A 25,739-nucleotide genomic window follows, 5' to 3' on the forward strand; every position below is an offset into this window, starting at 1 on the left:
ACAGCGCCGATGGTACTGCACCCGGGAGGGTGTGGGAGAGTAGGTCACCGCCGGAACACCATTAAAAATGGTTGAGACCCCCCGACACACACGTGTCGGGGGGTCTCCCACATTTAACCACCCACCCACCCAACCAGCCCACAGCCGGCACCCGGGGCACCTACAAAACGCTCTCTCACTTAATGCGGGAAATCCCCAAACCCTCCCGCACCCCCGGCCACGGCAAAACACCCCCGCCAACCTCCGCCCCACCCCGGGCCACCCAACCCCCGGCGCCGCCGTCGAACACCCCAGACCGCAAGAGCGTCCGCCGAAACCCACCTCAACTGCGAGAGCGTTCACGGAAAACCCGCATCAAGTGAGAGAGCGATCTCCTGCAGGTGTGAACATTCCCACGACTGGGGTCTGTGGGCGGATCCATGTCATGCGCCGGTGGTGGCTCGCTTAGAATTGACTGAGATGTACGGACTTCGAAGCGCTTGATTTCGGGTTGCGTAGGAGAACGAAACACGGAACGAGCGGCTGCGATTGCGCCAGTGGTCGGCTCATAACAGGAGGAATCCCCATGGCTGAGCACAACGGCGGCAATCGCGGCGGCAACGACCGCGGCCCTTTCCGCGGGACAAACAATTCGGGCGGAGAACCGCGTGGATTCCGTTCCCGTGATGACCGGAGCCCGGAGGGTCCAAAGCGTGCGTCCGGGTCCGGCGACCGCAAGTCCTTTGGTGAACGGAAGCCCTTTGGGGACCGCGACAACAAGCCGAATGGTGATCGTCCGCGCCGTGAAGGCGACGGCGACCGTCGCGGCTTCGGTGGCGGGGAGCGTAAGCCGTTCAGCGGCGGTGGCGAGCGGAAGCCCTATGGGGACCGTGACAACAAGCCGTACGGTGATCGTCCGCGCCGTGAAGGCGACGGCGACCGCCGCAGCTTCGGTGGCGGGGAGCGTAAGCCGTTCAGCGGCGGCGGTGAGCGGAAGCCCTATGGGGACCGTGACAACAAGCCGTACGGTGATCGTCCGCGCCGTGAGGGCGACGGCGACCGCCGCAACTTTGGCGGTGGCGAGCGGAAGCCCTATGGAGACCGTGACAACAAGCCGTACGGTGATCGTCCGCGCCGTGAAGGCGACGGCGACCGCCGCAGCTTTGGCGGCGGGGAGCGTAAGCCGTTCAGCGGCGGCGGCGAGCGTAAGCCCTATGGAGACCGTGACAACAAGCCGTACGGTGATCGTCCGCGCCGTGAAGGCGACGGCGACCGCCGCAGCTTTGGCGGCGGGGAGCGGAAGCCGTTCAGCGACCGCCAGGAGCGCGCACCCCGCAGCTTCGACCGTGGCGACTCCGGTCCCCGTCACTTCGGACGGGACCGTGCAGAGGAACGCCCGGTCCGGGTTCCCAACGCGCGTGATCTTCGCAGCGCCAACCGACCCGACCGCGAACGGTCCCCGGAGATCGATGAAGATGTTACGGGCAAGGAACTTGACCGCGCCACCCAGCACCAGATCAAGACGCTGGAAGCCAAGAGCGCGGAATGGGTAGCCCGCCACCTCGTTATGGCTGGCCGCCTCATTGATGAAGAACCCGAGCTCGCCTTCCAGCATGCCCTTGCCGCCAGCAGGCGCGGTGGCCGGCTGGCAGCCGTCAGGGAGGCTGTAGGCCTGACCGCTTACGCGGCAGGACACTACGGCGAGGCGCTGCGCGAGTTCCGGACCTACCGCCGCATCAGCGGCTCCAACGTTCACCTGCCTGTCATGGCAGACTGCGAACGCGGCCTGGGCCGGCCGGACCGTGCCCTGGACGTGGTCCGTTCCGAGGAAGCCAACGACCTGGACGCTCCGGGCAAGGCCGAACTGGCCATCGTGGCGGCCGGAGCACGGACCGACCTGGGTCAGCTGGACGCTGCAGTAGCGGAGCTGGAAATCGCCCAGCTGGACATCAACCGTGCATTCTCCTACAGCCCCCGGCTGTTCCGCGCCTACGCTGACGCCCTGGCCGCCGTCGGCCGCCAGGAGGAAGCCGCTAAATGGCAGAAGCAGGCCGTAGTGGCTGAGAACGCCCTGGGCCTCAGCGTCGACGAAGAACCGGACATCGTGGATCTCGGCTGGGACGAGGAAGAGGAAGCCCGGGAGGAGGCCCAGCGCCGCCGTCTGCTGGAACGTGCGGCCGGAGCCCCGGAAGCCAGTGCCGCGGCCGCTGCTGCAGCACGGAAGGTAACCGCGGGTGAGGCCCCTGCCGAAGCCGCGGGTATGGACGCCTCCATTGATGACGTCGAATCCGACTATTTCGAGTCGGATGACGCCGAGTCCGACGCGGACTCCATCGAATCAGATGAACTCGAATCGGACGGCGCCGAACCCGAGGCCAACAAGGCGGCCGCATCGGACCGGAACGACTTCGTCCCCGAGGATTCAGTCCACGATGATGCAGCCGACGCCGGCGACCTTGAAACCGGCCATTCCGAGCGACAGGACAGCTAACCCGCGATGACTGAAGTTCCCCTGATCTCCCTGTTCGACGCGCTCCTGGCAGACCTCGACGGTGTGGTGTACGCGGGCCCGCACGCCATTCCCGGCGCAGTGGAGTCTTTGCAGTTGCTCGCCGGTCTGGGGATCGGTTTGGGCTACGTCACCAACAACGCGTCCCGAACGCCCGCGCAGGTTGCCGCGCACCTGCGTGAGCTGGGCGCGCCGGCCGAGGACAGCCAGGTTGTCAGCTCCTCCCAGGCGGCAGCCGAGCTCCTGGCCTCCATGCTGGCCCCCGGGGCCAGGGTGTTGATCACCGGAAGCCCGGCGCTGGCGCAGGAGATCGAGTTGGTGGGACTGGCCCCCGTTACCGGCCAGGACCAAGACCCTGTGGCCGTGGTCCAGGGCTTCAACCCGGGGATCGGCTGGAAGGAACTGGCTGAGGCCTCCTACGTCGTCTCGGCCGGCGCCCTCTGGGTGGCCACCAACACGGACATGACCATCCCGCAATCACGCGGGATCGCCCCCGGCAACGGAGCCCTGGTGGCAGCCGTCGCGGCAGCAACGGGCCAGACGCCGCTGGTGGCCGGCAAGCCCGAAGCCCCGCTGTTCCACTCAGCCGCCAAGCGTCTTGCCGCCGATCGCCCGCTGGTGGTGGGGGACAGGCTGGACACTGACATCCTGGGCGGCAATAACGCAGGGTTTGCCACGGTGGCGGTATTGACCGGCATCGATACAAAACACACGATCCTCGCCGCCCGCGCTGCCGAGCGTCCGGACTTCATCATTGCCGAACTCGGCGACCTGCACCGCCCCTATCCCGCCGTCTCCAACACTGACGGGACCTACGTCTGCGGGGACGCACAGGCACATGCCGATGGCGACACCGTCAGCATCGTGGGCCATGAGGACGACCTGAACGCCTGGCGTGCCGCCTGCGCCGCCTGGTGGGCCGCCGTGCCGGAGGCCGCCGAAGCCCGGGCGCCCCAACTCAAATGGCGCACCGCGTAAATCAGTAGACTGGTCCAATGACTGAGCTGAACGACGAGCACAACGGCGCAACAGCCCAGCAGACACCACAGTGGCCCGCCACGGTCACGGAGGGCATCACCGATCCCCGGATTGCGTCCCTCGTGGCTGCCCTGGACGGCGTGGCGGACAGGCCGGTCGCTGAACACGAGGGCGTCTATGCAGAACTGCACGACGCCCTGCTGCAGGCCCTCGACGACGACGCTCCCAACAGCGAAGGAAAGGCCTGAGCATGGCACGGCTTGACCAGGCCCTGGTGGCCCGCGGCCTGGCGAGGTCGCGGACCCACGCCGCTGCACTGATAGCCGAAGGCAGAGTGAGCTCCGCCGGGCTGGTTCTGTCCAAGGCCTCCCTCCAGGTCCCTGAGGACAGGGACCTGGCCGTTGAGCACACCGACGAGGACAGCTATGTCAGCCGGGCCGGCCACAAGCTCGCCGGAGCGTTGGACGCCTTCCCGGAGGTCATCGTTGACGGCAAACGGTGCCTGGACGCCGGCGCATCCACCGGCGGCTTCACCGAGGTGCTCCTTCGGCGCGGTGCTGCGCATGTGGTGGCGGTCGACGTCGGGCATGGCCAGCTGGTGCCCCAGCTGCGCGAGGATCTCCGCGTCGCCGTGCACGAAGGCATGAACGTGCGCTACATGACGCCGGCGGATATCGGCGGCGAGGCCGAACTTACCGTGGCCGATCTCTCCTTTATCTCGCTGACCCTGGTGACCCACCCGCTGGCCGTGTGCACACGGCCCGGCGGTGACCTGGTGCTCATGGTGAAGCCGCAGTTCGAGATCGGCAAGGACCGGCTGGGCCGCACCGGGGTGGTGACCTCGGAACGCGAACGCCGGATGGCGGTCGAAAAAGTCGCCAATGCAGCGCTCGACGCCGGACTGGACTTGTGCGGCCTGGCGCAGAGCCCCTTGCCGGGTCAGGACGGAAACGTCGAATACTTCCTGTGGATAAAGCGGAGGATGGCGCGGGACCTGCCTAAGATCGAAGAGCGCCAGGCGGCCGTTGATGGCCTGCTTGGACGAATCTGGCCGAACCACTAGAAAGCGGAACCTGATGACCAGGCGAGTACTTGTCCTTGCCCATACCGGCCGCGAGGAATCCCTGAAGGCTGCATGGGAAGCCTGTGCCCAGCTCCACGACTCAGGAATCACCCCGGTCATGCAGGAATCCGAACTGGCGGACATGGAACGGTTCTTTGGCCACCTCACCCAGCCGGTGGAGATCCTGCATGACCATGTGCGGCTGCCCGACGTAGAGCTCGTTATGGTCCTGGGAGGTGACGGCACCATACTGCGAGCCGCGGAACTGGTCCGTGAAGTCGATGTTCCGCTGCTGGGCGTCAACCTGGGCCACGTAGGGTTCCTGGCCGAGAGTGAGCGCGCGGACCTGGCCCAGACCGTGGAATGGATTGCCCGCCGCGACTACACGGTGGAAGAGCGCATGACCATCGACGTGCAGGTCTGGGTGCGCGGCCAAAAGATCTGGCACACGTGGGCGCTCAACGAGGCCGCGATCGAAAAGGGCAACCGCGAACGCATGCTGGAGCTGGTCACCGAAGTGGACGAACGCCCCCTGTCAGCCTTTGGCTGCGACGGCGTGGTCCTGGCCACGCCCACCGGCTCCACCGCGTACGCCTTTTCAGCCGGCGGCCCCGTGGTCTGGCCGGAGGTGGAGGCCCTGCTGATCGTTCCCATCAGCGCCCACGCTCTCTTCGCCAAGCCGCTGGTCGTGTCACCGCGGTCGCGGCTGGCAGTGGAAGTGCTCACCCGCACCGGCGCCGAGGGCGTGCTCTGGTGCGACGGCCGCCGTTCGGTGGACCTCCCGCCCGGCGCGCGCGTGGAAGTGACGAAGTCACCCACCCCCGTCCGTCTCGCCCGGACACACCAGACGCCGTTTTCCGCCCGGCTGGTCCGCAAGTTCGAGTTGCCCATCCACGGCTGGCGCGGGCCGGTTCCCCAGTCGGACGCCATCCACACCGGCCCCATCCCGGTGGTGCGGACCCCCTCTCCGATGCCGCCGCTCCAGGTGAGCTCCAAGGACCAGCCAGAAGACGAATCCGATCCCGCGAACGCAAAGTGAACCATGCTTGAAGAACTGAGAATCCGCGATCTGGGCGTCATCACCGACGCCACCCTGCCCCTGGGCCCAGGCCTGAGCGTCGTCACCGGCGAAACCGGTGCCGGCAAGACGCTGGTGGTCACCGCCGTCGGACTCCTGCTGGGGGCCCGATCCGACGCCGGTGCCGTGCGCAGCGGCGCGAAGAGCGCCACCGCGGAAGCCGTGCTGAAGCTCGACGCCACGCACCCGGCGATTGCCCGGGCAGTGGACGCCGGCGCCGACGTCGAAGAGTTCGACGGCGGCGCGGAACTTATCCTTGCCCGGCGCCTCGGCGCGGACGGGCGCAGCCGTGCCTTCCTGGGCGGCCGCGCCGCGCCGGTGGGCGTCCTCGCCGAGATCGGCGAGACCCTTGTGGTGGTGCACGGCCAGTCGGACCAGATCAGGCTGAAGGGGGCCGTGGCCCAGCGCGGTGCCTTGGACAAGTTCGCCGGCGAGGCACTGGCGGGACCGCTGGGCACCTACCAGTCCCTGTACGGCCACTGGAAGGCCAGCCAGACGGAGCTGGAGACCCTCCGCAACGCCGCCCGTGACAGGCTCCGTGAGGCCGAGTCGCTGGAGATCGCGCTGGCCGAGATTGACGAGGTGGACCCGCAGCCGGGGGAGGACGAATCCCTGAAGGCGGAGGCCGTGAAACTGGCCAACGTAGAGGAGCTCAGGATCGCGGCCAACACCGCGCACCAGGCCCTCATCGCGGAGGACTACGGTGACGAGGGCGATGCCACCACCCTCGTGGACGCTGCGAAGCGAACCCTCGAAAACGTAGCTGAACACGACGCGGAGCTCGGTGCTGCCGCCGCACGCCTGGCGGAAGTGGGTTTCCTGCTCAACGACATCGCCACGGAACTGGCCAGCTACCAGGCGGGCCTGGACTCGGAGGGCCCCGAACGGCTCGCCGAAATCGAGGACCGCAGGGCAGCACTGGCCAAACTGGTCCGGAAGTACGCTCCCAGCATCGACGAAGTCCTTGTCTGGGCGGAAAACGCCCGGGTCCGTTTCGACGAATTGCAGGACGATTCCACCCGGATCGAGGCGCTGGACGCCGAAGTCATCAAGGCGGAGGCTGAGCTGCAGAAGCAGGCCGCCGCGCTCAGCAAGATCCGGGCCAAGGCAGCCAAGGACCTCTCGGCCCGCGTGAGCGCGGAGCTCAAGGCGCTGGCCATGGCGGACGCCACCCTGCTGATCACTCTCGAACCGGCCGGACAGCTGAGCCCGCACGGCGCCGATGAGATCTCGTTCCTGCTGCAGCCGCATTCCGGGGCACCGGCGCGGCCGCTGGGGAAGGGCGCCTCCGGGGGTGAGCTGTCCCGTGTGATGCTTGCCATCGAAGTGGTGCTGGCAGCTGTGGACCCGGTCCCCACCTTTGTGTTCGACGAAGTGGACGCCGGCGTCGGCGGAAGGGCCGCCGTCGAGATCGGACGCCGGCTGGCCATGCTCGCCCGGCACGTGCAGGTGCTGGTGGTCACACACCTGCCGCAGGTGGCGGCCTTCGCCGACCAGCACATCACCGTCACCAAAACGTCGGTCAGGGGAGCCGACGGCGGCACCGCCACCGGGTTCACGTCCAGTGATGTGCGACTCCTCAACGCCGCTGAACGGGTCAGGGAACTGGCCCGCATGCTCGCGGGCCAGGAGGACTCCGAATCGGCGCAGGCGCACGCCCAGGAGCTCCTGGACGACGCAAAACTATTGCCGCAGCGGGCCTGACCCGCGGCCAACCCTTGATCGGAGGGGGTCCGGCCGTGCACACTGGATCATTTGGGGAACCAGTTCCTGATCCGGGAGAGGCTCAATAGATGATAGGCTCGAATTCCGTGGTGCAGCGATCAAATTCCCGTGTAAATTCCCGGTTCCCGGGCTCGTCCAAGACGACCAAACACATCTTCGTAACCGGTGGTGTGGCGTCCTCGCTCGGTAAGGGACTGACGGCTTCGAGCCTCGGTCACCTCCTGCGGGCACGCGGCCTGTCTGTAACTATGCAGAAGCTCGATCCCTATCTGAACGTGGATCCGGGCACGATGAACCCCTTCCAGCACGGTGAAGTCTTCGTCACGGACGACGGCGCCGAAACCGACCTGGACATTGGCCATTACGAGCGGTTCCTGGACGAAAACCTGGAAGGGTCCGCCAACGTCACCACCGGGCAGGTGTACTCCACCGTCATCGCCAAGGAACGCCGCGGCGAGTACCTCGGTGACACCGTCCAGGTCATTCCGCACATTACCGATGAGATCAAGCGCCGCATGCGCCTGCCTGCAGAGGGCAAGAACGCGCCGGACGTGATCATTACCGAAATCGGCGGCACCGTGGGCGACATCGAGTCGCAGCCGTTCCTCGAGTCCGCCCGCCAGGTCCGCCAGGACGTCGGCCGCGGCAATGTCTTCTTCGTCCACGTCTCCCTGGTTCCCTACATCGGGCCCTCGCAGGAACTGAAGACCAAGCCCACCCAGCACTCCGTGGCCGCCCTGCGTTCCATCGGTATCCAGCCCGAAGCAATCGTGATCCGTTCGGACCGCGAGATTCCCGAGGCGATGCGGGCCAAGATCGGCCGCATGTGCGATGTTGACCTTGAGGCCGTCATCGGCTGCCCCGATGCCCCCAGCATCTACGACATCCCCAAGACCCTGCACACCCAGGGCCTGGACTCCTACATCGTCCGCGCCCTGGACCTGCCCTTCAAGGACGTTGACTGGACCAGCTGGGACAAGCTGCTCGAAGCCGTCCACAACCCCAAGCACCACGTCGAGATCGCCCTGGTGGGCAAGTACATCGACCTCCCGGACGCCTACCTGTCCGTGACCGAAGCCCTGCGGGCGGGCGGCTTCGCCAATGACACCAAGGTCAAGATCCGCTGGGTGCCCTCGGACGAATGCGAAACCCATGAGGGCGCAGTGGCGTCCCTCGACGGCGTGGATGCCATCTGCGTACCCGGCGGCTTCGGAATCCGCGGGCTCGAAGGAAAGCTGGGCGCCCTCAAATACGCCCGCGAATCCAAGCTGCCCGTCCTGGGCCTCTGCCTCGGCCTGCAGTGCATGGTGATCGAATACGCACGCAACGTGGTGGGCCTCGAGGGCGCATCCTCCAGCGAATTCGAACCCGACTCCAAATACCCCGTCATCGCCACCATGGAAGAACAGCTGGACATCGTGGAAGGCAAGGGCGATCTTGGCGGCACCATGCGCCTGGGCCTGTACGAGGCCAAGCTCGATGAAGGCTCCGTCATCGCGGAAACCTACGGCAAGACCACCGTCAGCGAACGCCACCGGCACCGCTATGAGGTCAACAACAAGTACCGCGAGCAGATTGCCGCCGAGGGGCTGGTCTTCTCCGGCACGTCACCGGACGGCAAGCTCGTGGAATATGTTGAGCTGCCCCGCGAGGTCCACCCGTACTACGTGGCAACACAGGCCCACCCGGAGCTGAGCTCGCGCCCCACCAGGCCCCACCCGCTCTTCATTGGCCTGATCAAAGCCGCGCTGGACCACCAGAACGCGCAGAACCAGGACACTGAGCAGGCACCGGCAGCCGAGCCGGCACATACGGTTGCCGCACAGTAGAACCGAATAAGTAAAGGACGGCGCGATGCCCGGTACACCTGAGACGACCCCGGCTGCAAAGCAGGTTTCGGATGCACCGAGCCCGCGCCGTCTTTTGTCCACGGAGAAGGTCTACGAAGGCCGGATCTGGGACGTTGTGAGCGACAGCTTCCAGCTAAGCGAAGCCGGCGAGGCGCTGACCCGTGACTACATTGACCATCCGGGCGCTGTGGCGGTCCTGCCGATGAACGAGGCCGGTGAGGTCCTGCTCATCCGGCAGTACCGCCACCCCGTCGGCATGGATCTCTGGGAAATCCCGGCCGGACTCCTGGACGTGGAAGGCGAGGATTTTGTGGTGGGCGCTGCCCGCGAGCTGGCCGAGGAAGCAGACCTCGCCGCCGCCACGTGGAATGTCCTGGCCGACTTTTTCAACTCACCGGGATCATCCAGCGAGGCCATCAGGATCTACCTCGCCCGCGATCTTACCGACGTGCCGCACCATGAGCGCCACGAGCGGACGGATGAGGAAGCCGAAATCGAGTACCACTGGATGGCCCTGGACGACGCCGTTGCGGGCGTCCTGGCGGGACGGCTGCACAACCCGTCCGCCGTCGTCGGAATCCTCGCCGCGGCCGCGGCGCGCGCCGACGGTTATGCCGGGCTGCGTCCCGGGGACGCGCCCTGGCCGGCGCACCCAAGCCAGCGCTGATGACGGCCGTCCCTTCAGCAGTGGAGGCCGCAGCCTCCGAAGGCGCAGCCCCGGCCGCCCCTCCCCAGAGCCCGATCGACCGCGCCGTGCGGGCCTATCTCCAGCACATGGGCGTCGAACGGGGCCTGGCAGCGAACACGCTCTCCGCCTACCGTCGCGACCTGGCGCGGTACTCCCGATACCTGGCGGCACAGGGATGCCTGGCCCCGGACCAGATCACGCGCCACCATGTGACGGGTTTCGTGCTGGCCCTCAACGACGGTTCCGACGGCGGCACGGCCCTGGGCATCCGCTCCGCAGCCCGCACGATTGTGGCTGTCCGCGGCCTGCACAAGTTCTGGGCGCTCGAAGGCCTGACGACGACGGATCCCGCCAGCGACGTGCACCCGCCCATACCGGGGAAAAGGCTGCCCAAGGCCATCAGCGTGGACGAAGTCACCCGCATCCTCGAAGCTGCCGGCACCGACACCGCCACCGGCCTTCGTGACCGCGCCCTGCTGGAGTTCCTCTACTCCACCGGGGCCAGGATCAGCGAGGCCGTGGGCCTGGACGTGGACGACATCTCCCTGCAGGAAGCGGAGGAAGGGCCGGCGGTGGTCCGGCTGTTCGGCAAGGGGTCCAAGGAACGGCTGGTGCCGCTCGGCTCCTACGGCGCCCGGGCCGTGGCCGGGTACCTGGTGCGGGGCCGCCCACTACTGGCGGCGAAAGGCAAAGGCACCCCGGCGCTGTTCCTGAATGCCAGGGGCGGCAGGCTCAGCCGGCAGAGCGCCTGGACCATCCTGAAGGCGGCCGCGGATCGCGCCAACATCACCAAGGACGTTTCGCCGCACACGCTGCGGCATTCCTTTGCCACCCACCTGCTCGAGGGCGGGGCGGATGTCCGCGTGGTGCAGGAACTGCTGGGCCACGCCTCCGTCACCACCACCCAGGTCTACACCCTGGTGACTGCGGATACCCTCCGCGAAATCTATGCCGCCGCCCATCCGAGGGCGCTGGGCTGAGATGACGTATACCGCTGTCACGCTGTGCTTTCTTACCCGGGAGGTCGCCGGAACACCCCAGGTCCTGCTGGGGACCAAGAAGACCGGCTTTGGCATGGGCAAGATCGTTGGGCTGGGCGGCCACGTGGAGCCGGGGGAGACCGATGAGGAGGCAGCCTGCCGCGAGGTGCAGGAGGAAGCCGCCGTCGTGGTCCTGGAGACGGATCTCCGCGACGCCGGTGTGGTGGTTTTCGATTTCCCGGCCCGGCCGGAGTGGAACATGAGCACACGCTTGTTCGTGGCCGAGCGCTGGGACGGTGAGCCGACGGAAAGCGTCGAGATCGCGCCGGAGTGGTTCGACGTCGGGTCCTTGCCGGTTGAACGGATGTGGCAGGACGCAGCCCACTGGCTACCCATGGCGCTGGACGGGTTCCTGCTGCGCCTGACGGTGGTCCTGAACGATGACAACGAGACCGTCCGCGAAGTGCTGGACTTCTCCACCCGCTGACGCCAGGACATACGACGGCGGGCCGGCCACCTCCCTGAGGTGACCGGCCCGCCGTCGTGCATTCCTGAATGTACTACGGTACGTGCCGTTCTTCCGGCCCGTTGTATTCGCTCAGCGGCCGGATCAGTGAGTTTGAGGCAGCCTGTTCCATGATGTGCGCGGTCCAGCCGGTGATCCGGCTGGCCACGAACAGCGGGGTGAACGTCGGGGTGTCGAAGCCCATCAGGTGATAGGTGGGGCCTGCCGGGTAGTCGAGGTTCGGCTTGATGGCCTTGGCCTCGTCCATGGCCTGCTCAAGCCCGTTGTACAGTCCCAGCAGCTCCGGCCGGCCGTAGTGGGCGATCATCTTGTCCAAGGCGGCCTTCATGGTGGGAACGCGGGAATCGCCATGCTTGTAGACGCGGTGGCCGAAGCCCATGACCTTCTTCTTCTTCGCCAGTGCGTCCTCCATCCAGGCCTTCGCCCGGGCGGCAGCGTCCTCCAGTGATTCCTCGGGCCGGATGCCGATCTCATCGAAGGTGTGCATCACGGCTTCATTGGCGCCGCCGTGCAAGGGCCCCTTGAGGGCGCCGATGGCAGCCGTGACCGCAGAATGAAGGTCAGCAAGGGTTGAGGTGACCACCCGGGCGGTGAAGGTGGAAGCGTTGAACGAGTGCTCGGCGTACAGGATCATCGAGACGTTGAAGGCCTCAATGACCTCGTCCACGGGGTCTTCGCCGAAGGCCATCCACAGGAAGTTCGCTGAGTAGCCCAGGTCCTCCCGCGGTTCCACCACGTCCTGGCCGCGCCGGCGGCGTTGATCGTAAGCGACCACCGCGGGCATGGCGGCGAACAGGTCCACGGCCTTGGCCATGTTGGCCTCGGGCGAGGAATCCTCGGCGAGCTCATGCCTGGCGCCCAGGACGGAGGCCGCCGTCCGGCACACATCCATGGGGTGCGCGGTGGTGGGCAGGGCATCGATAACCTGCTTCAGCACCGGATCCAGGGCGCGGCCGGCGCGCTCGCGGGCGGAGAAGGCGGACAGTTCCTCGGGGGTGGGCAGCTCGCCGTTCCAGAGCAGGTAGGCCACCTCCTCGAAACTGCACTTTGCGGCCAACTCCTGGACGGGGTAGCCGCGGTACAACAGCGAGTTGGTATCGGGGTTGACCTTGGAGACCGCGGTGTAGTCCACCACGACGCCGGCCAGGCCCTTCTTAATATCTTCAGCAGCCATGTTGAACTCCTTCGTTCTTTCGGGTTTCCCGGGCCCTAGCGGACGCCGGGAATCTGGAAGTTGAAAACGCCGGTATCGAATCGGTTGTAGGCCTCGTAGTCAACGAGGTCATAGAGACGCGCACGGGTGAGCATGTTCTCCACCTGTGCTTCCTGGGATCCTGTTGCCTTAATCGATTCCAGCGTACGCTCTGCAGCGCCCATGGCAATGCGCAGGAGCGTGACCGGGTAGATCACCATGTTCACGCCCACCGACTGCAGCTGGTCCACCGTGAACAGATCGCTCTTGCCGAACTCGGTCATGTTGGCCAGGACGGGTACGTCCACGGCATCACGGATGGCCTGGAACTCGGACAGGTCCTTCATGGCCTCCGGGAATATGGCGTCGGCGCCGGCGTCCACGAGGGCGCGGGCCCGCCCCTGGGCGGCTTCGATCCCTTCGACCGCCCGGATGTCGGTCCGGGCCATAATGAGGAAATTCGGGTCCCGGCGCGCGTCCGCCGCCGCCCGGATCCGCTTGGTGGCCGTGTCCAGGTCCACCACGTTCTTGCCGTCCAGGTGGCCGCAACGCTTCGGGTTGAACTGGTCCTCGATGTGGCAGCCGGCCAGGCCGGCGTTTTCGAGTTCCTGGATGCTGCGGGCCACGTTCATGGGCTCGCCGAACCCGGTGTCCGCGTCCACCAGGCAGGGCAGATCAGTCATGCGGGCGATCTGCCCCGCCCGGGTGGCAACCTCCGTCAGGGTGGTCAGGCCGATGTCCGGCAGGCCAAGGTCGTTGGCCAGCACCGCACCGGAGATGTAGACGCCGGCGAAGCCCTTTTCCTCGATCAGCCGTGCCGAGAGGGGACTGAATGCGCCGGGGAACTGCACGATGGTGCCGGAGGCGAGCATCTCGCGCAGTGCGACGCGCTTCTGCTCCGGTGTTGTTTTGGAGTACAGCATGGGTTCTTCCTGTCAGAGGTTGGAAGGGGTTGCCTAGAAGAGGCCGGCGGGGGCGTCGCTGAGGTTGATCACGCCGGGGGCGGCAGTGATGTTCAACTGGTCCAGTTCGCCGGCGCCCAGGTTCGGCAGGTTCTCGGCAGCGGCGAGGAAACGTTCGATTTCCTCCTCGGTCACGAGGCCGGCAGCCAGGGTGCGGAACTTGTTGATGTACTGCTGGCGGGCGAACGGCCTGGCGCCGAGCGGGTGGGCGTCAGCCACGGCGATCTCATCAGTGATGACTGTGCCGTCGTTGAGGGTGATTTCCACTGATCCGCCGAAGGCCTTCTCCGCGATGTCCAGCGAGTGGTAGCGGCGGGTCCATTCCGGGTCTTCCTCGGTGGTGACCTTGTGCCACAGCTCCACGGTGTCCGGCCGGCCGGCACGTTCCGGGGCGTAGGAGTCAACGTGGTGCCACGCGCCGTCCTGCAGGGCGACCGTGAAGATGTACGGGATGGAATGGTCCAGGGTTTCGCGGCTGGCCGTGGGGCTGTACTTCTGGGGGTCGTTGGCGCCGGAACCGATCACGTAGTGCGTGTGGTGGCTGGTCTTGATGAGGACCGACTTCACGTTGGCGGGGTCCGTGGCCTCCGGGTGCTCCTTGTGCAGTTTGCGGGCCAGGTCGATCCAGGCCTGGGCCTGGTACTCGGCGGAGTGTTCCTTGGTGTAAGTGTCCATGATGGCCCGTTTTGCCTCGCCGGCCTCGGGCAGCGGGACCTCGTAGGAGGCGTCCGGGCCGTCCAGCATCCAGGCAATGACACCGTCTTCGCCTTCGTAGATCGGCACGGGGGACGTCTGGCCGCGCATGGCACGGTCCACGGCTTCAACGGCCATCTTGCCGGCGAACGCGGGAGCGTGCGCCTTCCAGGTGGAAATTTCGCCCTTCCGCGACTGGCGGGTGGCGGTGGTGGTGTGCAGGGCCTGGCCGACCGACTGGAAGATGGTTTCAACATCAAGGTCCAGGAGGGTGCCGATGCCGGCAGCTGCGGAGGGACCGAGATGGGCCACATGGTCGATCTTGTGCTTGTGCAGGCAGATGGCCTTGACCAGGTTGACCTGGATTTCGTAGCCGGTGGTGATGCCGCGGATCAGGTCCTTGCCGCTGGCCCCCACGTGCTGCGCCACGGCGAGGATCGGCGGGATGTTGTCGCCGGGGTGCGAGTATTCGGCCGCCAGGAAGGTGTCGTGGTAGTCGAGCTCACGTACGGCCACGCCGTTGGCCCAGGCCGCCCATTCGGTGGAGACCCTGTCGGTGATGCCGAAGACACCCGACCCCTTGCCGTTGGTGGTGGGTGCGTGGGTCAGCGCCTGGGCACGGGCGGCGACGATGGGCCCGCGGTTCAGGGAAGCGATGGCGACGGACGCGTTGTCGATGACCCGGTTGATGACCATCTCGGTGACCTCGGGGGTGACCTCGACGGGGTCGGCGGCGACCTCAGCGATCTTGTGCGCCAGCTGGTCTTTTCGGGCGAGGTTCTCTTCGCTCTTGTAGACCCGGACGTGGTTGAGCTTAACCATGATGCTCCTCATTCGGTGAGTGGGTTGCTTTAACGTGGGAAAGGCTGCGGTGCAGATGCACGGTGGTGGCGGCTTCGGCGAGTTTGGCGTTGCCGGCGGCGATGGCCTCGGCAATTGCGGCGTGTTCGGCCGCTGCTGCGTTCAGGCGCGCGGCGTCGTCGGCTGCCAGCCGGCGGACCCGGACCAGGTGGACCCGAAGACTGCGCATCGCCTGGGCGAGATAGGAATTGGAGATCGCGGCATCGATTGCCTCATCGAGGCGCCCCACCAGGGCGTAATATTCGTGCCGGGCGGGATCATCCTGGCTGATGAGTTCGGGGGCGCGCAGAAGATCGGCGTGAAGCTGTGCGAACACGGCTCGCTCGCCGCGTTCGGCGGCCAGTGCGGCGGCCTTGCCCTCGAGGGTCGCGCGGAGCTCGAACATCTCATCGATGTCCTCCAGGGAGATATCGGTGACGACGACGCCGCGGCCGCCCGCCGCCGTCGTGAGCCCCTCCGCGTTGAGCCTGCTGAGCGCCTCCCGGACGGGGGTGCGGGACACGCCGAGGCGTTCAGACTGCTCCACTTCGGCGAGGACGGTGCCCGGCGCGAGGCGCCACTCGATAATGTCCTCGCGCAGTGCCGCATAGGCTTTGTCGCTGGCTCGCAACGTTCCTCCCGTCATGTCGTGGATGTCCTCCAGTGTATACATGAAATCTGTTCGGCGCCTAGCTTTCGCTCATCTGTCGGGTGAATGAGGCATCAATGTATACAGAACCCTTGTGTTGCCTCGAGTCTGCGCATAGCATGAAGGGCAAATGTCAGCGTGGACGGGAGCTCATCATGGCCGGTAGGAATTATCAGGAAACGTATTCGCGGAGCCTGGAAAAGCGCGACGACTTCTGGCTTGAGGCTTCCCGGGCGGTGTCGTGGACCAAGGAACCCGCTGTGGCGTTGGATGACTCGGCGGCCCCCCTGTACCGCTGGTTTCCCGACGGCGTGCTTAACACCTCCTACAACGCCCTGGACCGGCATGTCGAGGCAGGCCGCGGAGACCAGGACGCCCTCATCTATGACTCGGCGATGCTGGGAATCAAACGCAGCTTCACCTACGCCGAACTGACTGCACTGGTGGCACGGTTTGCCGGGGTGCTGCGCTCGCAGGGCGTGGGCAAGGGAGACCGGGTGGTCATCTACATGCCCATGATCCCGGAAGCGGCCATTGCCATGCTGGCGACCGCCCGGCTGGGGGCGGTGCATTCTGTGGTGTTCGGCGGTTTCGCGCCCAAAGAGCTGGCGGCGCGGATCGATGACGCCAAGCCCTCTGTCATCGTCACCGCCACGGGCGGCATGGAGCCCAGCCGGCGGGTGGAGTATCTGCCTGCCGTCGCCGAAGCCCTCGCCCTGAGCACCGCCGGCCCGCTGCCGGTCGTCGTCAAGGGCCGGGAAGGATTCGCAGCCGCGCTCTCAGACTTCCCGGGGTGGCTGGACTGGGACCAGGCCATGGAAGATGCCGTTCCGGCGGCGCCCGTGGACGTGGCCGCCACGGATCCGCTCTACATTCTGTACACCTCCGGCACCACGGGCGCACCCAAGGGCGTCGTGCGGGACAACGGCGGCCACGCCGTCGCCCTTGCCTGGACCATGGCCAACATCTACGACATCGGGCCGGGCGAGGTGATGTGGACGGCGTCGGATGTCGGCTGGGTAGTGGGCCACTCCTACATCGTCTACGGACCGCTCCTGGCAGGTGCCACCACGGTCCTGTACGAGGGCAAGCCGGTGGGCACCCCCGACGCCGGGGCGTTCTGGCGCGTCATCGAGGACCACAAGGTCAATGTGCTGTTCACGGCACCGACCGCCCTCCGGGCGATCCGCAAGGCCGATCCCCACGCCGCGGAGCTGGCCCGCTACGACATCTCCAGTCTCCGCACGCTGTTTGCAGCCGGAGAACGCCTCGATACCGAAACCTACCGCTGGGCCGGCGAGGTCCTGGGCGTCCCCGTGGTGGACCACTGGTGGCAGACCGAAACCGGCTGGGCCATTTGCGCCAATCCGCGCGGCCTGGAGGACCTTCCCTTCAAACCCGGCTCACCCACCGTCCCCATGCCCGGCTATGCCCTCAGCATCGTGGACAGCTCCGGCGAGCCCGTGGAGCCGGGGGAGGAGGGGAATATTGTCCTGGGTCTGCCGCTGCCCCCCGGCACCCTGACCACACTCTGGCAAAACGATGACCGCTACGTGTCCTCCTATCTTGCGGCCTTCGAGGGCACCTACGTGACGGGCGACAGCGGATACCGGGACGCCGACGGCTATGTCTTTGTGATGGGCCGCACCGATGACATCATCAACGTGGCCGGTCACCGGCTGTCCACCGGCGCCATTGAGCAGGTCATTTCCAGCCACCCGGCCGTCGCGGAGTGCGCCGTGATCGGCGTGGCGGATCCACTCAAGGGGCAGCGCGCCTCCGCGTATGTGGTCCTCAAAGCCGGGGCGGAAACCGACGAAGCCGAACTGGCCCGCGAGCTGGTTGCCCTGGTGCGGAAGAACATAGGGCCTGTGGCCGATTTTAAGCACGCCACCGTGGTTCATGCCCTGCCCAAGACCCGGTCGGGCAAGATCCTCCGCAAGACCATGCGGCAAATTGCCGACGGCGACCCGTACGTTGTGCCCTCCACGATTGAGGACCCGGAAGTCATCGGACAGCTGGTGGGGGTGCTGCGGCCGGACGGGGCAGCCTAGGACCGGTTCCAGCCGTATTCGTTCTCCGGGCGCCCCGGGGTGCCGTAGCGGGGGGCCCGGGTGGCCGCGCCGGCGTCGGCAAGGTATTCGAGGTAGCGGCGGGCGGTCACCCGCGACATCCCTAGCGCCGCCATCACCTCCGTGGCCGAAACAGCGCTCGGCTGCTGCTTCAGGTACTCCTTAACGGAGTCGAGGGTGGAGCCGGAGAGGCCTTTCGGCAACGGCAGTTCCGACGGCGCCCGGAGGCTTGCGAACGCCTGATCCACATCGCTTTGGGACGCCCCCGCCCTGCCCGCCCCTGCCGCCGGCGAAGCCAGTTGCTGCCGGAAGAGCCGGTAGCTGCCCAGCTTGTCCGCAAACGTGGCGTAGGTGAAGGGCTTGATCAGGTACTGGACCACCCCGATGGCAACCGCGCTCCGGACAATCGCCACCTCGCGCACCGCCGTAATCGCAATAATGTCCGCCAGGATGCCGGCGGCCCGCATTCGCCGCGCAATGTCCAGGCCGTGCAGGTCCGGGAGGTTCATGTCCAGGAGGACGAGTTCCACGGGTTGGCCTGCGGCCGCGAGTTCCGTGAGGAGCCGGAGCGCGGACTGTCCGTCCGGTGCGGTGCCGGCCAGCGAGAAACCCGGGATCCGGCCCACATAGGCCGCATGGGCGGCAGACGCCACCGGTTCGTCCTCAACCACGAGGACGCGGATATCACTCACAGGACCTGCTCCTTTTTATCGGTTCCGGCGGCCAGGGCCGGCAGGAACACATGGAAGCGCGCGCCGTGTGTGCCTGTGATGGTCATGCTACCGTCCAGACGCTGGACGGCCTGCCGGACCAGGGCCAGGCCGATGCCTCGTCCAAAGGGACCCGCCGCCTTGGTACTGAAGCCCTGCCGGAAGATGTCCTCCACAGCGGCCGGGTCCACGCCGGGGCCCGAATCCTCGACCATGATGTCCAGTCCCTCGGCGTCCGACTCAACCGTCAGCTGCACCCACTTCGGTGCCTCGCCATCGGCCGCGGCGTCGATGGCGTTGTCCAGGAGATTCCCCAGGATGGTGACCAGGTCCTGGACCGCAAGGCCGGTGACGGATGCAGAGCCTTCGGCCGCGAGCGTCAGCTTGACGCCGCGCTCGTTCGCTTCGGCAGCCTTGCCCATGATCAGGGCGCTGAGGACGGGTTCGTCCACGGAGTTCACCATCTCGTCCGTGAGCTGCTGGCTCAGTTCAAGGTCCTTCGTGGCGAACTCGAGGGCCTCCCGGGTACGGCCCAGTTCCAGCAGGGACACCATGGTGTGCAGCCGGTTGGCGTGCTCGTGGGTCTGGGCGCGCAGGGCATCGGAGAGAGTGCGCATGGTCTCGAGTTCACTGCCCAGGGATTCGATCTCCGTCCGGTCGCGGATGGTGGCAACGGTCCCGAAGACGGCCGGGCGGCGGATACCGGGGGAGACGGGCTCCACGGCAGGGCCCTGGTTCACCACCACAATCCGCGGACCCGTCAGGTGGATCTCATCGTGGGCGGGGCGGCCCGATTCGAAGAGGGCCTTCAGGCTCGGTGCCAGCGGGAGGTCCGCCAGCAGCGGCGGCCGCGAAGGGTCCTCGTCCGAGCCGCGGGGCTCCAGGCCCAGCAGGTCCGCTGCCTGGTCGTTGTACATCACCACCCTGCCTTTGGTGTCGATGAGTATGAGTCCTTCGCGGACGGAATGAAGCACCGATTCGTAATAGGCAAACAGCTGCGCCAACTGCTCGGGGCCCCAGCCTCGGGTGACACGGCGCAGGTACCGGCCCAGCAGCCAGGACGCCAGTGACCCGCCTATCAGCAGTGCGGCGCCGAGGGCCAGCAACGCCGGCAACCGGCCGGACAAGGCAACATCGACTGTCCGGACCGTGACGCCGGCGGCCACCAGGGCCCTGACCTTCCCGGCCGCGTCCTTGACCGGGACCACCGTCCGCACTGACGGCCCGAGGGTTCCGGCGGTGACTTCGGTAAAGACTTCACCGCGGAGCGGAGCGTCGATCGAGCCGATGTAGGGCCTGCCGAGTTCCTCGTTCCGGGGATGGGTCCAGCGTGTCCTGTCGGGGGCCATGATGGTGACGAAATCCGTTCCGGAACCAGCCATGACGTCCAGCGCGTACGGCTGCAGCAGCGCGGACGGATCCGGTGTGTCGGCCGCCTGCAGGACCAGGGGATTGGCGGCAACAGCGGCGGCCACCCCCGTCATCCGCCGGCCGGCTTCCTCATAGCTGCGGTCCCGGGCATCAACGTAAGTGGCAGTACCGACGATCGCGATGAAGGCAAGCACGATGAGCAGGTTGGCAACAAACAGCCTGCGGGCGATACTCCAGCGGTGGATCATCAAGCACCTCCCATGACCAATATGAACGCAACGGTGAGCTAAGTCACGGCGTGCCCAATGATGGATATCACACCAGACTGACGCGATGTGCCCAGAGAATGCGCCGCAGCGTCTACCAGAATATCCATGCAAGGAGACACATCATGGCTTCTCAACGAGGAGAGTCAGCGGCGCCTGCGAAGGCCGCCCGCAAGGGCCTCGACAAATCCCACTACCTTTACATGGCCGTCATCGCAGCCGTCATCCTGGGCGCACTCGTCGGCCTGATCTTCCCTGAGGTCGGCAAATCGCTGAAGCCGCTGGGCGACGGCTTCATCAAGCTCATCAAGATGATGATTGCGCCCATCATCTTCTGCACCATCGTCCTGGGCATCGGTTCCATCGCCAAGGCAGCCACGGTAGGCAAAGTCGGAGGCCTGGCGCTGGGGTACTTCCTGCTCATGTCCACGTTTGCGCTCGCCATTGGCCTGGTTGTCGGCAACCTCATCCACCCGGGTGAGGGACTCAACCTGACCCCTTACGACCCCAATAAGAAGGCCGCCACGGACAGTACCGTGGACTTCCTGCTGGGTATCATCCCCGGGGACATTCCGGTCCTCCCCACCCTCCTCGCGGCAATCCTGGTCGGCTTTGCCCTCCAGAAGATGGGCCCGCAGGGTGCCCCCATCCTGAAGGCCATCGGGCACGGACAGGCTCTTGTCTTCCGCATCCTGATCATGATCATGTGGCTCGCCCCGGTGGGTGCCTTCGGCGCCATCGCCGCCGTCGTCGGGGCCACGGGCTTCCAGGCAATCATCAGCATGTTCACGCTGATGGTGGCGTTCTACATCACCTGCGCGCTCTTCATCGTGGTCATCCTCGGCGGAATCCTGCAGGTTGTTGCAGGTGTCAACATCTTCAAGCTGATGAAGTACCTGGCCCGCGAGTACCTGCTGATCTTCTCCACGTCTTCCTCCGAGGCTGCCCTGCCGCGCCTCATCGCCAAGATGGAACACCTGGGCGTTTCCAAGCCGGTTGTCGGTGTCACCGTCCCCACGGGCTACTCCTTCAACCTGGACGGCACCGCCATCTACCTGACCATGGCGTCGCTGTTCGTGGCCAACGCCATGGGCATGCCAATGGACCTCGGAGCGCAGGTTTCCCTGCTGGTCTTCATGATCATTGCCTCCAAGGGCGCCGCAGGCGTGACCGGTGCCGGCCTGGCCACCCTGGCGGCCGGCCTCCAGGCGCACGCACCCCAGCTGCTCGGCGGCGTCGGCATGATCGTCGGCATCGACCGGTTCATGTCCGAGGCCCGCGCCCTGACCAACTTCACCGGCAACGCGGTGGCCACCGTCCTGATCGGCACGTGGGTCAAGGAGATCGACGGCGAGCAGGTCACCAAGGTGCTCTCCGGCGAACTTCCCTTCGACGAACAGACCATGATGGCGGGTCACGGCGACCGGATGGGCTCGTCTTCCGTCACCCCCGAGGTAGCGGCGCACGCCTAAGAGCCGGCTCTTCCGCTTCCAAACACCGACCGCCCCTGCAGCCTTGCTGCCGGGGCGGTTTGTGCGTCCCGGACCTTAACCTTCGACCTCTAGTAGAGGGTCAAGGCTCAGAATCCACACAAAGTCAAGTTCCCTCGAATACCGTGTCGGGACCTGTAGCCTAGGTGAAAAGCAGGATCGGCGCTGGGTCGCCAGCGGCAGGAAAATCACCGTCATCGAAAGTGTGGATAGATACGTGAGCAGCGAACAGGGTTCGGCAACTCTGGAAGGCACGGAACTCGATCTGGAAGACGCCGTGATGGGTCCCACCGGGCGGCCCCACCGCGAATTCCCGGAACCCGCACCGCTGTCCTCCCACGGTCCCGCGCGCGTGATCGCCATGGTCAACCAAAAGGGCGGGGTGGGCAAAACCACGTCCACCATCAATTTGGCTGCGGCCCTCGCCGAGTACGGCCGCAGGGTTCTGCTGGTGGACTTTGACCCCCAGGGCGCGTTGTCCGCCGGCCTGGGCATCAACCCGCATGAACTGGACCTGACCGTCTACAACGTCCTGATGGACCGCAAAGTGGACATCCGCGACGCCATTCATCAGACCGGCGTTGAAAACGTCGATCTGCTGCCGGCCAACATCGATCTGTCCGCCGCCGAAGTGCAGCTAGTCAACGAGGTGGCCCGTGAGCAGGTCCTGGACCGGGCCCTGAAGAAGGTGGAAGACGACTACGACGTCGTGCTGATTGACTGCCAGCCGTCCCTCGGATTGCTGACCGTTAACGCGCTCACTGCTGCGCACGGCGTCATCATCCCGCTGATCTGCGAATTCTTCGCCCTCCGCGCCGTTGCCCTGCTCGTGGAAACCATCGACAAAGTCCAGGACCGGCTCAACCCCCGGCTGCAGGTGGATGGCGTCCTCGCCACTATGTACGACGCCCGCACCCTGCACAGCCGAGAAGTCATCAGCCGCCTGGTGGAAGCTTTCGGTGACAAGGTCTTCGAGACCGTCATCAAGCGTTCCATTAAGTTTGCCGACGCCACGGTCGCGGCTGAACCGATCACCACCTACGCGGGGAACCACATCGGGGCGGACGCCTACCGCCGGCTGGCCAAGGAACTGATTTCCCGCGGCGGCGCACCCTAGCCAGACCGTGGCGGAGTCCAAGCCCGGCTTTGAGGTGCGGCTGGCGAATTTCACCGGTCCGTTCGACCTTCTGTTGGGCCTCATTGCCAAGCATCAGCTGGACATTACCGAGGTGGCCATCGCCACCGTCACTGACGAGTTCATTAAGTACATCAGGAAGCTCCAGAAACTCGGTGAGGAATGGGCGCTGGACGAAGCCAGCGAGTTCCTTGTCATCGCAGCCACGCTCCTGGACCTCAAGGCGGCGCGGCTGCTGCCGGCCGGTGAAGTGGAGGACGACGAGGACATCGCCAGGCTGGAAGCCCGTGACCTCCTGTTCGCCCGTCTCCTGCAGTACAAGGCGTTCAAGCAGGTGGCCGCGCTGATGGCGGACAGCCTGGAACAGGAGGCCCAGCGGTTCCCGCGGCAAGTTGCCCTGGAAGAGCACTTCGCCGCGATGCTCCCGGAGCTGGTGTGGAAACACACGCCGCAGCAGTTCGCACGGCTGGCTGAAGTGGCCCTGCAGCCGAAGGCGCCCAAGCCCACTGAGGTGGGCCTGGCCCACCTTCACGGCAGCACCGTCAGTGTCAAGGAGCAGGCGGAGATCCTGGGCCTGCGGCTTCAGCCGGGAAAGCCCCTTTCCTTCCGGGCGCTGATTGCCGACGCCGAATCCACCCTGGTGGTGGTGGCCCGTTTCCTGGCATTGCTGGAAATGTTCCGGGACAGGGCGGTCTCCTTTGACCAGCTCTCTCCGCTGGGTGACCTCACGGTGCACTGGACAGCGGCCGGCACGGACTGGTCAACCGAAAACCTGAGCGAAGAATTTGAGGAGCAATTGTGACTGCGGAGTTTTCGGCTGCCGGGGCGGCGCCTGCCGCGGATGACGACGGGCACGCAGTTCCGGACGTCCACTCACTTCCGGGCGGTCCCAAGGCTGCACTTGAAGCAGTCCTCATGGTCCTGGATCAGCCCGCCACCTCCACCGACCTCGCAGCAGGCCTTAACCTGACGGTGGCTTCCGTTGAGCAGTTGCTCGTGGAACTGCAGCGGGAGTATAGCGGCTATACTGTTAAAGCCCCGGACATGGATGACGCCAGCGTTGCTGGCTTCAGCGCCAGCCCCCGGGGTTTTGAATTGCGGAGCATCGCCGGTGGCTGGCGGATCTACTCCCGCGCAGACTTTGCCGACATTGTGGGCCGTTTTGTGCTGGAGGGTCAGACGGCCAGGCTGACGCAGGCGGCACTGGAAACCCTTGCCGTCATCGCGTATCGCCAGCCTGTCTCCAGAGCCAGGGTATCCGCAATTCGGGGAGTCAATGTCGATTCTGTCGTACGGACATTGACCCAGCGCGGGCTGATCGAAGATGCAGGAAACGATCCTGAATCGGGAGCCATCCTCTACCGGACTACATCGTATTTCCTGGAACGGATGGGCATCGGCTCCGTGGCGGAACTGCCGCAACTCTCACCCCATCTTCCGGGGCTCGAGGGGATCGCGGAGTTCTACGACGCCGACAGAATGTAGGCGGGGTATCCCGCCTGCACACAAGAGTATTCATAAGGGCAGATAAATTCTGCATGGCTGGCTAGGGTTGTTCTTGGACAACTTGCCGGTCAACATATCGAAGGACGGGTCATGACACAGGCGGGACGCCAGGGTTCACCACGTAACGGTTCTGGACGGAACAGTTCAGAACGCAATGCCGGACAAGGCGGCGCCAGCCGCAGTACACCGGCCAGCCGCAGTACACCGGCCAGCCGCAGTACACCGGCTAGCCGCAGTGCGCCGGCTAGCCGCAGTGCGCCGGCCAGCCGCAGTACACCGCGCAATCCGGCGCAGGGCGGCACGGGCCGCAACCCTGCCGCAGGCCGCAATCCTGCTCAGGGCGGGAGCGGCCGCCCCGCCGCGGCGGGTGGGGGCTTCCGCGCAGGTGCCGGCAAGCGCACTGCCGGCTTCGGCGGCGGCGACCGGCCCTACAAGGCGCCGAAGCCGCGCGAGGAGCCTTTTGTTGATCCCGGAGATGCCCCGGCTTCTCCGGCAGGGCGCGGGGACTCCGACTGGAAGCCCGCCGCAGCCCCGGCCCGGAAGCCTGCTGCCCGGAAACCGGGAGCCAAAAAAGCGCCGGGCACGCCCGGGGCCCTCAAGCCCAAACCACGTGCCGGCAAGCCCGGGGCAGCTGCTTCGCGCGCATTCGGCAGCGAACGGTTCGGCCAGAACCTTGGCCCCGTGCGCAAGCCCTCCCGCAAGCGCGGACCCCGTGGACCGGTTCCGCAGTCTGAAATGCACGACGCCGACGGGATCCGCCTGCAGAAGGTCATGGCCCAGGCGGGTGTGGCGTCGCGCCGCGTCTGTGAGGAAATGATCGCCGAGGGCCGCGTTGAAGTGGATGGCCAGGTCGTCACCGAGCTGGGTGTCCGGGTGGATCCCAAAACGGCTGTCATCCACGTGGACGGACTGCGGATCCAGCTGGACGAGAACCTTGTTTACATGGTGTTCAACAAGCCCAAGGGCGTCGTCTCCACCATGGAGGACCCGGACGGGCGGCCGTGCATCAGCGATTTTGTGCGGAAGACCCACCAGGGCGAACGCCTGTTCCATGTGGGCCGGCTGGACGTTGCCACGGAAGGCCTGCTGCTGCTCACGAACGACGGCGAGCTGGCCAACCGCCTGACCCACCCCTCCTATGAGGTGCCCAAGACCTACCTGGTGCAGGTCCGCGGACCGTTCCCGCAGGGAATTGGCGCCCAGCTGAAGGAAGGCGTGGAGCTTGAGGACGGCTTCGCTTCCGTGGACTCCTTCAGGCTGGTGGATTCCACTCCGGGCCACGTGCTGATCGAAGTTGTGCTGCACTCCGGCAAGAACCGCATTGTCCGGCGTTTGTTTGACGCTGTGGGCTTCCCGGTCCTGCGCCTGGTGCGCGTCAAGGTGGGCCCCATTGGCCTGGGTGACCAGCGCCAGGGCAGCATCCGCAACCTTGGCAAGCAGGAAGTCGGCCACCTGCTGGCATCCGTAGGGCTCTGAC

The 25,739-nt window shown here is 66.1% G+C and carries 22 protein-coding genes; 16 read left to right on the forward strand and 6 right to left on the reverse strand.

The window, feature by feature from the left end; all coding sequences use genetic code 11:
* The first annotated feature begins 565 nt into the window (after window positions 1–565).
* The 10 genes from PY310_RS06380 (at window position 566) to PY310_RS06425 (ending at window position 11,337) form a co-directional block, all read left to right on the forward strand.
* Window positions 566–2,470, forward strand: coding sequence for a hypothetical protein (locus PY310_RS06380; protein ID WP_275213480.1), 1,905 nt, complete (start codon window positions 566–568; stop codon window positions 2,468–2,470).
* Window positions 2,471–2,476: 6 nt separating this feature from the next.
* A complete protein-coding gene (locus PY310_RS06385; RefSeq protein ID WP_275213481.1) occupies window positions 2,477–3,466 on the forward strand; it encodes an HAD-IIA family hydrolase in 990 nt (329 codons plus the stop codon).
* Between the two features lie 17 nt (window positions 3,467–3,483).
* A complete protein-coding gene (locus PY310_RS06390) occupies window positions 3,484–3,714 on the forward strand; it encodes a hypothetical protein (protein ID WP_275213482.1) in 231 nt (76 codons plus the stop codon).
* 2 nt (window positions 3,715–3,716) lie between these two features.
* Window positions 3,717–4,529, forward strand: a complete 813-nt coding sequence (locus tag PY310_RS06395) for a TlyA family RNA methyltransferase (protein WP_275213484.1) — start codon at window positions 3,717–3,719, stop codon at window positions 4,527–4,529.
* Between the two features lie 13 nt (window positions 4,530–4,542).
* Window positions 4,543–5,568: an NAD kinase gene (locus PY310_RS06400; protein ID WP_275213485.1), complete on the forward strand. Its 1,026-nt coding sequence runs from the start codon at window positions 4,543–4,545 to the stop codon at window positions 5,566–5,568.
* Window positions 5,569–5,571: 3 nt separating this feature from the next.
* Complete coding sequence (gene recN / locus PY310_RS06405) at window positions 5,572–7,311, forward strand: DNA repair protein RecN (protein WP_275213486.1); 1,740 nt, start codon at window positions 5,572–5,574, stop codon at window positions 7,309–7,311.
* A gap of 89 nt (window positions 7,312–7,400) precedes the next feature.
* Window positions 7,401–9,161 carry a CTP synthase gene (locus PY310_RS06410; protein ID WP_275213488.1) on the forward strand — a complete coding sequence of 587 codons (1,761 nt, stop codon included), beginning with the start codon at window positions 7,401–7,403 and terminating at the stop codon, window positions 9,159–9,161.
* Window positions 9,162–9,186: 25 nt separating this feature from the next.
* A complete protein-coding gene (locus tag PY310_RS06415; RefSeq protein ID WP_275213490.1) occupies window positions 9,187–9,849 on the forward strand; it encodes an NUDIX domain-containing protein in 663 nt (220 codons plus the stop codon).
* Window positions 9,849–10,850 carry a site-specific tyrosine recombinase XerD gene (xerD, locus tag PY310_RS06420; protein ID WP_275213492.1) on the forward strand — a complete coding sequence of 334 codons (1,002 nt, stop codon included), beginning with the start codon at window positions 9,849–9,851 and terminating at the stop codon, window positions 10,848–10,850. Before PY310_RS06415 ends, xerD begins: the two co-directional genes overlap by 1 nt.
* A gap of 1 nt (window position 10,851) precedes the next feature.
* Window positions 10,852–11,337: an 8-oxo-dGTP diphosphatase gene (locus PY310_RS06425; protein WP_275213494.1), complete on the forward strand. Its 486-nt coding sequence runs from the start codon at window positions 10,852–10,854 to the stop codon at window positions 11,335–11,337.
* Window positions 11,338–11,410: 73 nt separating this feature from the next.
* On the opposite strand, the gene PY310_RS06430 is transcribed toward PY310_RS06425, so the two are convergent.
* The 4 genes from PY310_RS06430 to PY310_RS06445 are packed head-to-tail and all read right to left on the reverse strand — an operon-like array spanning window position 11,411 to window position 15,694.
* Window positions 11,411–12,550 (reverse strand): bifunctional 2-methylcitrate synthase/citrate synthase, encoded by a 1,140-nt coding sequence (locus PY310_RS06430; RefSeq protein WP_275213496.1) that lies wholly within the window; start codon window positions 12,548–12,550, stop codon window positions 11,411–11,413.
* Between the two features lie 35 nt (window positions 12,551–12,585).
* A complete protein-coding gene (gene prpB, locus PY310_RS06435) occupies window positions 12,586–13,491 on the reverse strand; it encodes a methylisocitrate lyase (RefSeq protein WP_275213498.1) in 906 nt (301 codons plus the stop codon).
* Between the two features lie 33 nt (window positions 13,492–13,524).
* Complete coding sequence (locus PY310_RS06440; RefSeq protein ID WP_275213499.1) at window positions 13,525–15,045, reverse strand: MmgE/PrpD family protein; 1,521 nt, start codon at window positions 15,043–15,045, stop codon at window positions 13,525–13,527.
* Window positions 15,038–15,694: a GntR family transcriptional regulator gene (locus tag PY310_RS06445; protein WP_275213724.1), complete on the reverse strand. Its 657-nt coding sequence runs from the start codon at window positions 15,692–15,694 to the stop codon at window positions 15,038–15,040. The genes PY310_RS06440 and PY310_RS06445 overlap by 8 nt, the downstream gene beginning before the upstream one ends.
* Window positions 15,695–15,867: 173 nt before the next feature.
* Here PY310_RS06445 and PY310_RS06450 point away from each other — a divergent pair, with 173 nt between their 5' ends.
* Window positions 15,868–17,766, forward strand: a complete 1,899-nt coding sequence (locus tag PY310_RS06450; RefSeq protein WP_275213501.1) for a propionyl-CoA synthetase — start codon at window positions 15,868–15,870, stop codon at window positions 17,764–17,766.
* Here the strand turns inward: PY310_RS06450 and PY310_RS06455 are convergent.
* Together PY310_RS06455 and PY310_RS06460 are read right to left on the reverse strand one after the other, a co-directional pair.
* Window positions 17,763–18,476 carry a response regulator gene (locus PY310_RS06455; protein ID WP_275213503.1) on the reverse strand — a complete coding sequence of 238 codons (714 nt, stop codon included), beginning with the start codon at window positions 18,474–18,476 and terminating at the stop codon, window positions 17,763–17,765. The genes PY310_RS06450 and PY310_RS06455 overlap by 4 nt on opposite strands.
* Window positions 18,473–20,113, reverse strand: coding sequence for a sensor histidine kinase (locus tag PY310_RS06460; protein ID WP_275213504.1), 1,641 nt, complete (start codon window positions 20,111–20,113; stop codon window positions 18,473–18,475). The genes PY310_RS06455 and PY310_RS06460 overlap by 4 nt, the downstream gene beginning before the upstream one ends.
* 143 nt (window positions 20,114–20,256) lie before the next feature.
* Here PY310_RS06460 and PY310_RS06465 point away from each other — a divergent pair, with 143 nt between their 5' ends.
* The 5 genes from PY310_RS06465 (at window position 20,257) to PY310_RS06485 (ending at window position 25,738) form a co-directional block, all read left to right on the forward strand.
* On the forward strand, window positions 20,257–21,603 hold the full coding sequence (locus PY310_RS06465; RefSeq protein ID WP_275213506.1) for a cation:dicarboxylate symporter family transporter: 1,347 nt from the start codon (window positions 20,257–20,259) through the stop codon (window positions 21,601–21,603).
* Window positions 21,604–21,838: 235 nt separating this feature from the next.
* On the forward strand, window positions 21,839–22,738 hold the full coding sequence (locus PY310_RS06470; RefSeq protein ID WP_275213508.1) for a ParA family protein: 900 nt from the start codon (window positions 21,839–21,841) through the stop codon (window positions 22,736–22,738).
* Between the two features lie 7 nt (window positions 22,739–22,745).
* Window positions 22,746–23,558, forward strand: a complete 813-nt coding sequence (locus tag PY310_RS06475; RefSeq protein ID WP_275213510.1) for a segregation and condensation protein A — start codon at window positions 22,746–22,748, stop codon at window positions 23,556–23,558.
* The gene (gene scpB / locus PY310_RS06480) at window positions 23,555–24,241 is read left to right on the forward strand and encodes an SMC-Scp complex subunit ScpB (protein WP_275213511.1); all 687 of its coding nucleotides are present in this window, start codon (window positions 23,555–23,557) and stop codon (window positions 24,239–24,241) included. The genes PY310_RS06475 and scpB overlap by 4 nt, the downstream gene beginning before the upstream one ends.
* A 111-nt stretch (window positions 24,242–24,352) precedes the next feature.
* Complete coding sequence (locus PY310_RS06485; RefSeq protein WP_275213512.1) at window positions 24,353–25,738, forward strand: pseudouridine synthase; 1,386 nt, start codon at window positions 24,353–24,355, stop codon at window positions 25,736–25,738.
* Window position 25,739: the final 1 nt, after the last annotated feature.

This window comes from Pseudarthrobacter naphthalenicus (assembly GCF_029076445.1).
GTDB lineage: Bacteria > Actinomycetota > Actinomycetes > Actinomycetales > Micrococcaceae > Arthrobacter > Arthrobacter naphthalenicus.

What these genes read in the sequence shown, in the direction of transcription:
- PY310_RS06460 (WP_275213504.1), bottom strand. Translation starts at nt 20,113, where the DNA reads ATGATCCACCGCTGGAGTATCGCCCGCAGGCTGTTTGTTGCCAACCTG.
- PY310_RS06450 (WP_275213501.1), top strand. Translation starts at nt 15,868, where the DNA reads ATGGCCGGTAGGAATTATCAGGAAACGTATTCGCGGAGCCTGGAAAAG.
- PY310_RS06380 (WP_275213480.1), top strand. Translation starts at nt 566, where the DNA reads ATGGCTGAGCACAACGGCGGCAATCGCGGCGGCAACGACCGCGGCCCT.
- PY310_RS06395 (WP_275213484.1), top strand. Translation starts at nt 3,717, where the DNA reads ATGGCACGGCTTGACCAGGCCCTGGTGGCCCGCGGCCTGGCGAGGTCG.
- xerD (WP_275213492.1), top strand. Translation starts at nt 9,849, where the DNA reads ATGACGGCCGTCCCTTCAGCAGTGGAGGCCGCAGCCTCCGAAGGCGCA.
- PY310_RS06410 (WP_275213488.1), top strand. Translation starts at nt 7,401, where the DNA reads ATGATAGGCTCGAATTCCGTGGTGCAGCGATCAAATTCCCGTGTAAAT.
- PY310_RS06425 (WP_275213494.1), top strand. Translation starts at nt 10,852, where the DNA reads ATGACGTATACCGCTGTCACGCTGTGCTTTCTTACCCGGGAGGTCGCC.
- PY310_RS06415 (WP_275213490.1), top strand. Translation starts at nt 9,187, where the DNA reads ATGCCCGGTACACCTGAGACGACCCCGGCTGCAAAGCAGGTTTCGGAT.
- PY310_RS06400 (WP_275213485.1), top strand. Translation starts at nt 4,543, where the DNA reads ATGACCAGGCGAGTACTTGTCCTTGCCCATACCGGCCGCGAGGAATCC.
- PY310_RS06390 (WP_275213482.1), top strand. Translation starts at nt 3,484, where the DNA reads ATGACTGAGCTGAACGACGAGCACAACGGCGCAACAGCCCAGCAGACA.
- PY310_RS06465 (WP_275213506.1), top strand. Translation starts at nt 20,257, where the DNA reads ATGGCTTCTCAACGAGGAGAGTCAGCGGCGCCTGCGAAGGCCGCCCGC.
- PY310_RS06440 (WP_275213499.1), bottom strand. Translation starts at nt 15,045, where the DNA reads ATGGTTAAGCTCAACCACGTCCGGGTCTACAAGAGCGAAGAGAACCTC.
- PY310_RS06385 (WP_275213481.1), top strand. Translation starts at nt 2,477, where the DNA reads ATGACTGAAGTTCCCCTGATCTCCCTGTTCGACGCGCTCCTGGCAGAC.
- PY310_RS06485 (WP_275213512.1), top strand. Translation starts at nt 24,353, where the DNA reads ATGACACAGGCGGGACGCCAGGGTTCACCACGTAACGGTTCTGGACGG.
- PY310_RS06430 (WP_275213496.1), bottom strand. Translation starts at nt 12,550, where the DNA reads ATGGCTGCTGAAGATATTAAGAAGGGCCTGGCCGGCGTCGTGGTGGAC.
- prpB (WP_275213498.1), bottom strand. Translation starts at nt 13,491, where the DNA reads ATGCTGTACTCCAAAACAACACCGGAGCAGAAGCGCGTCGCACTGCGC.
- recN (WP_275213486.1), top strand. Translation starts at nt 5,572, where the DNA reads ATGCTTGAAGAACTGAGAATCCGCGATCTGGGCGTCATCACCGACGCC.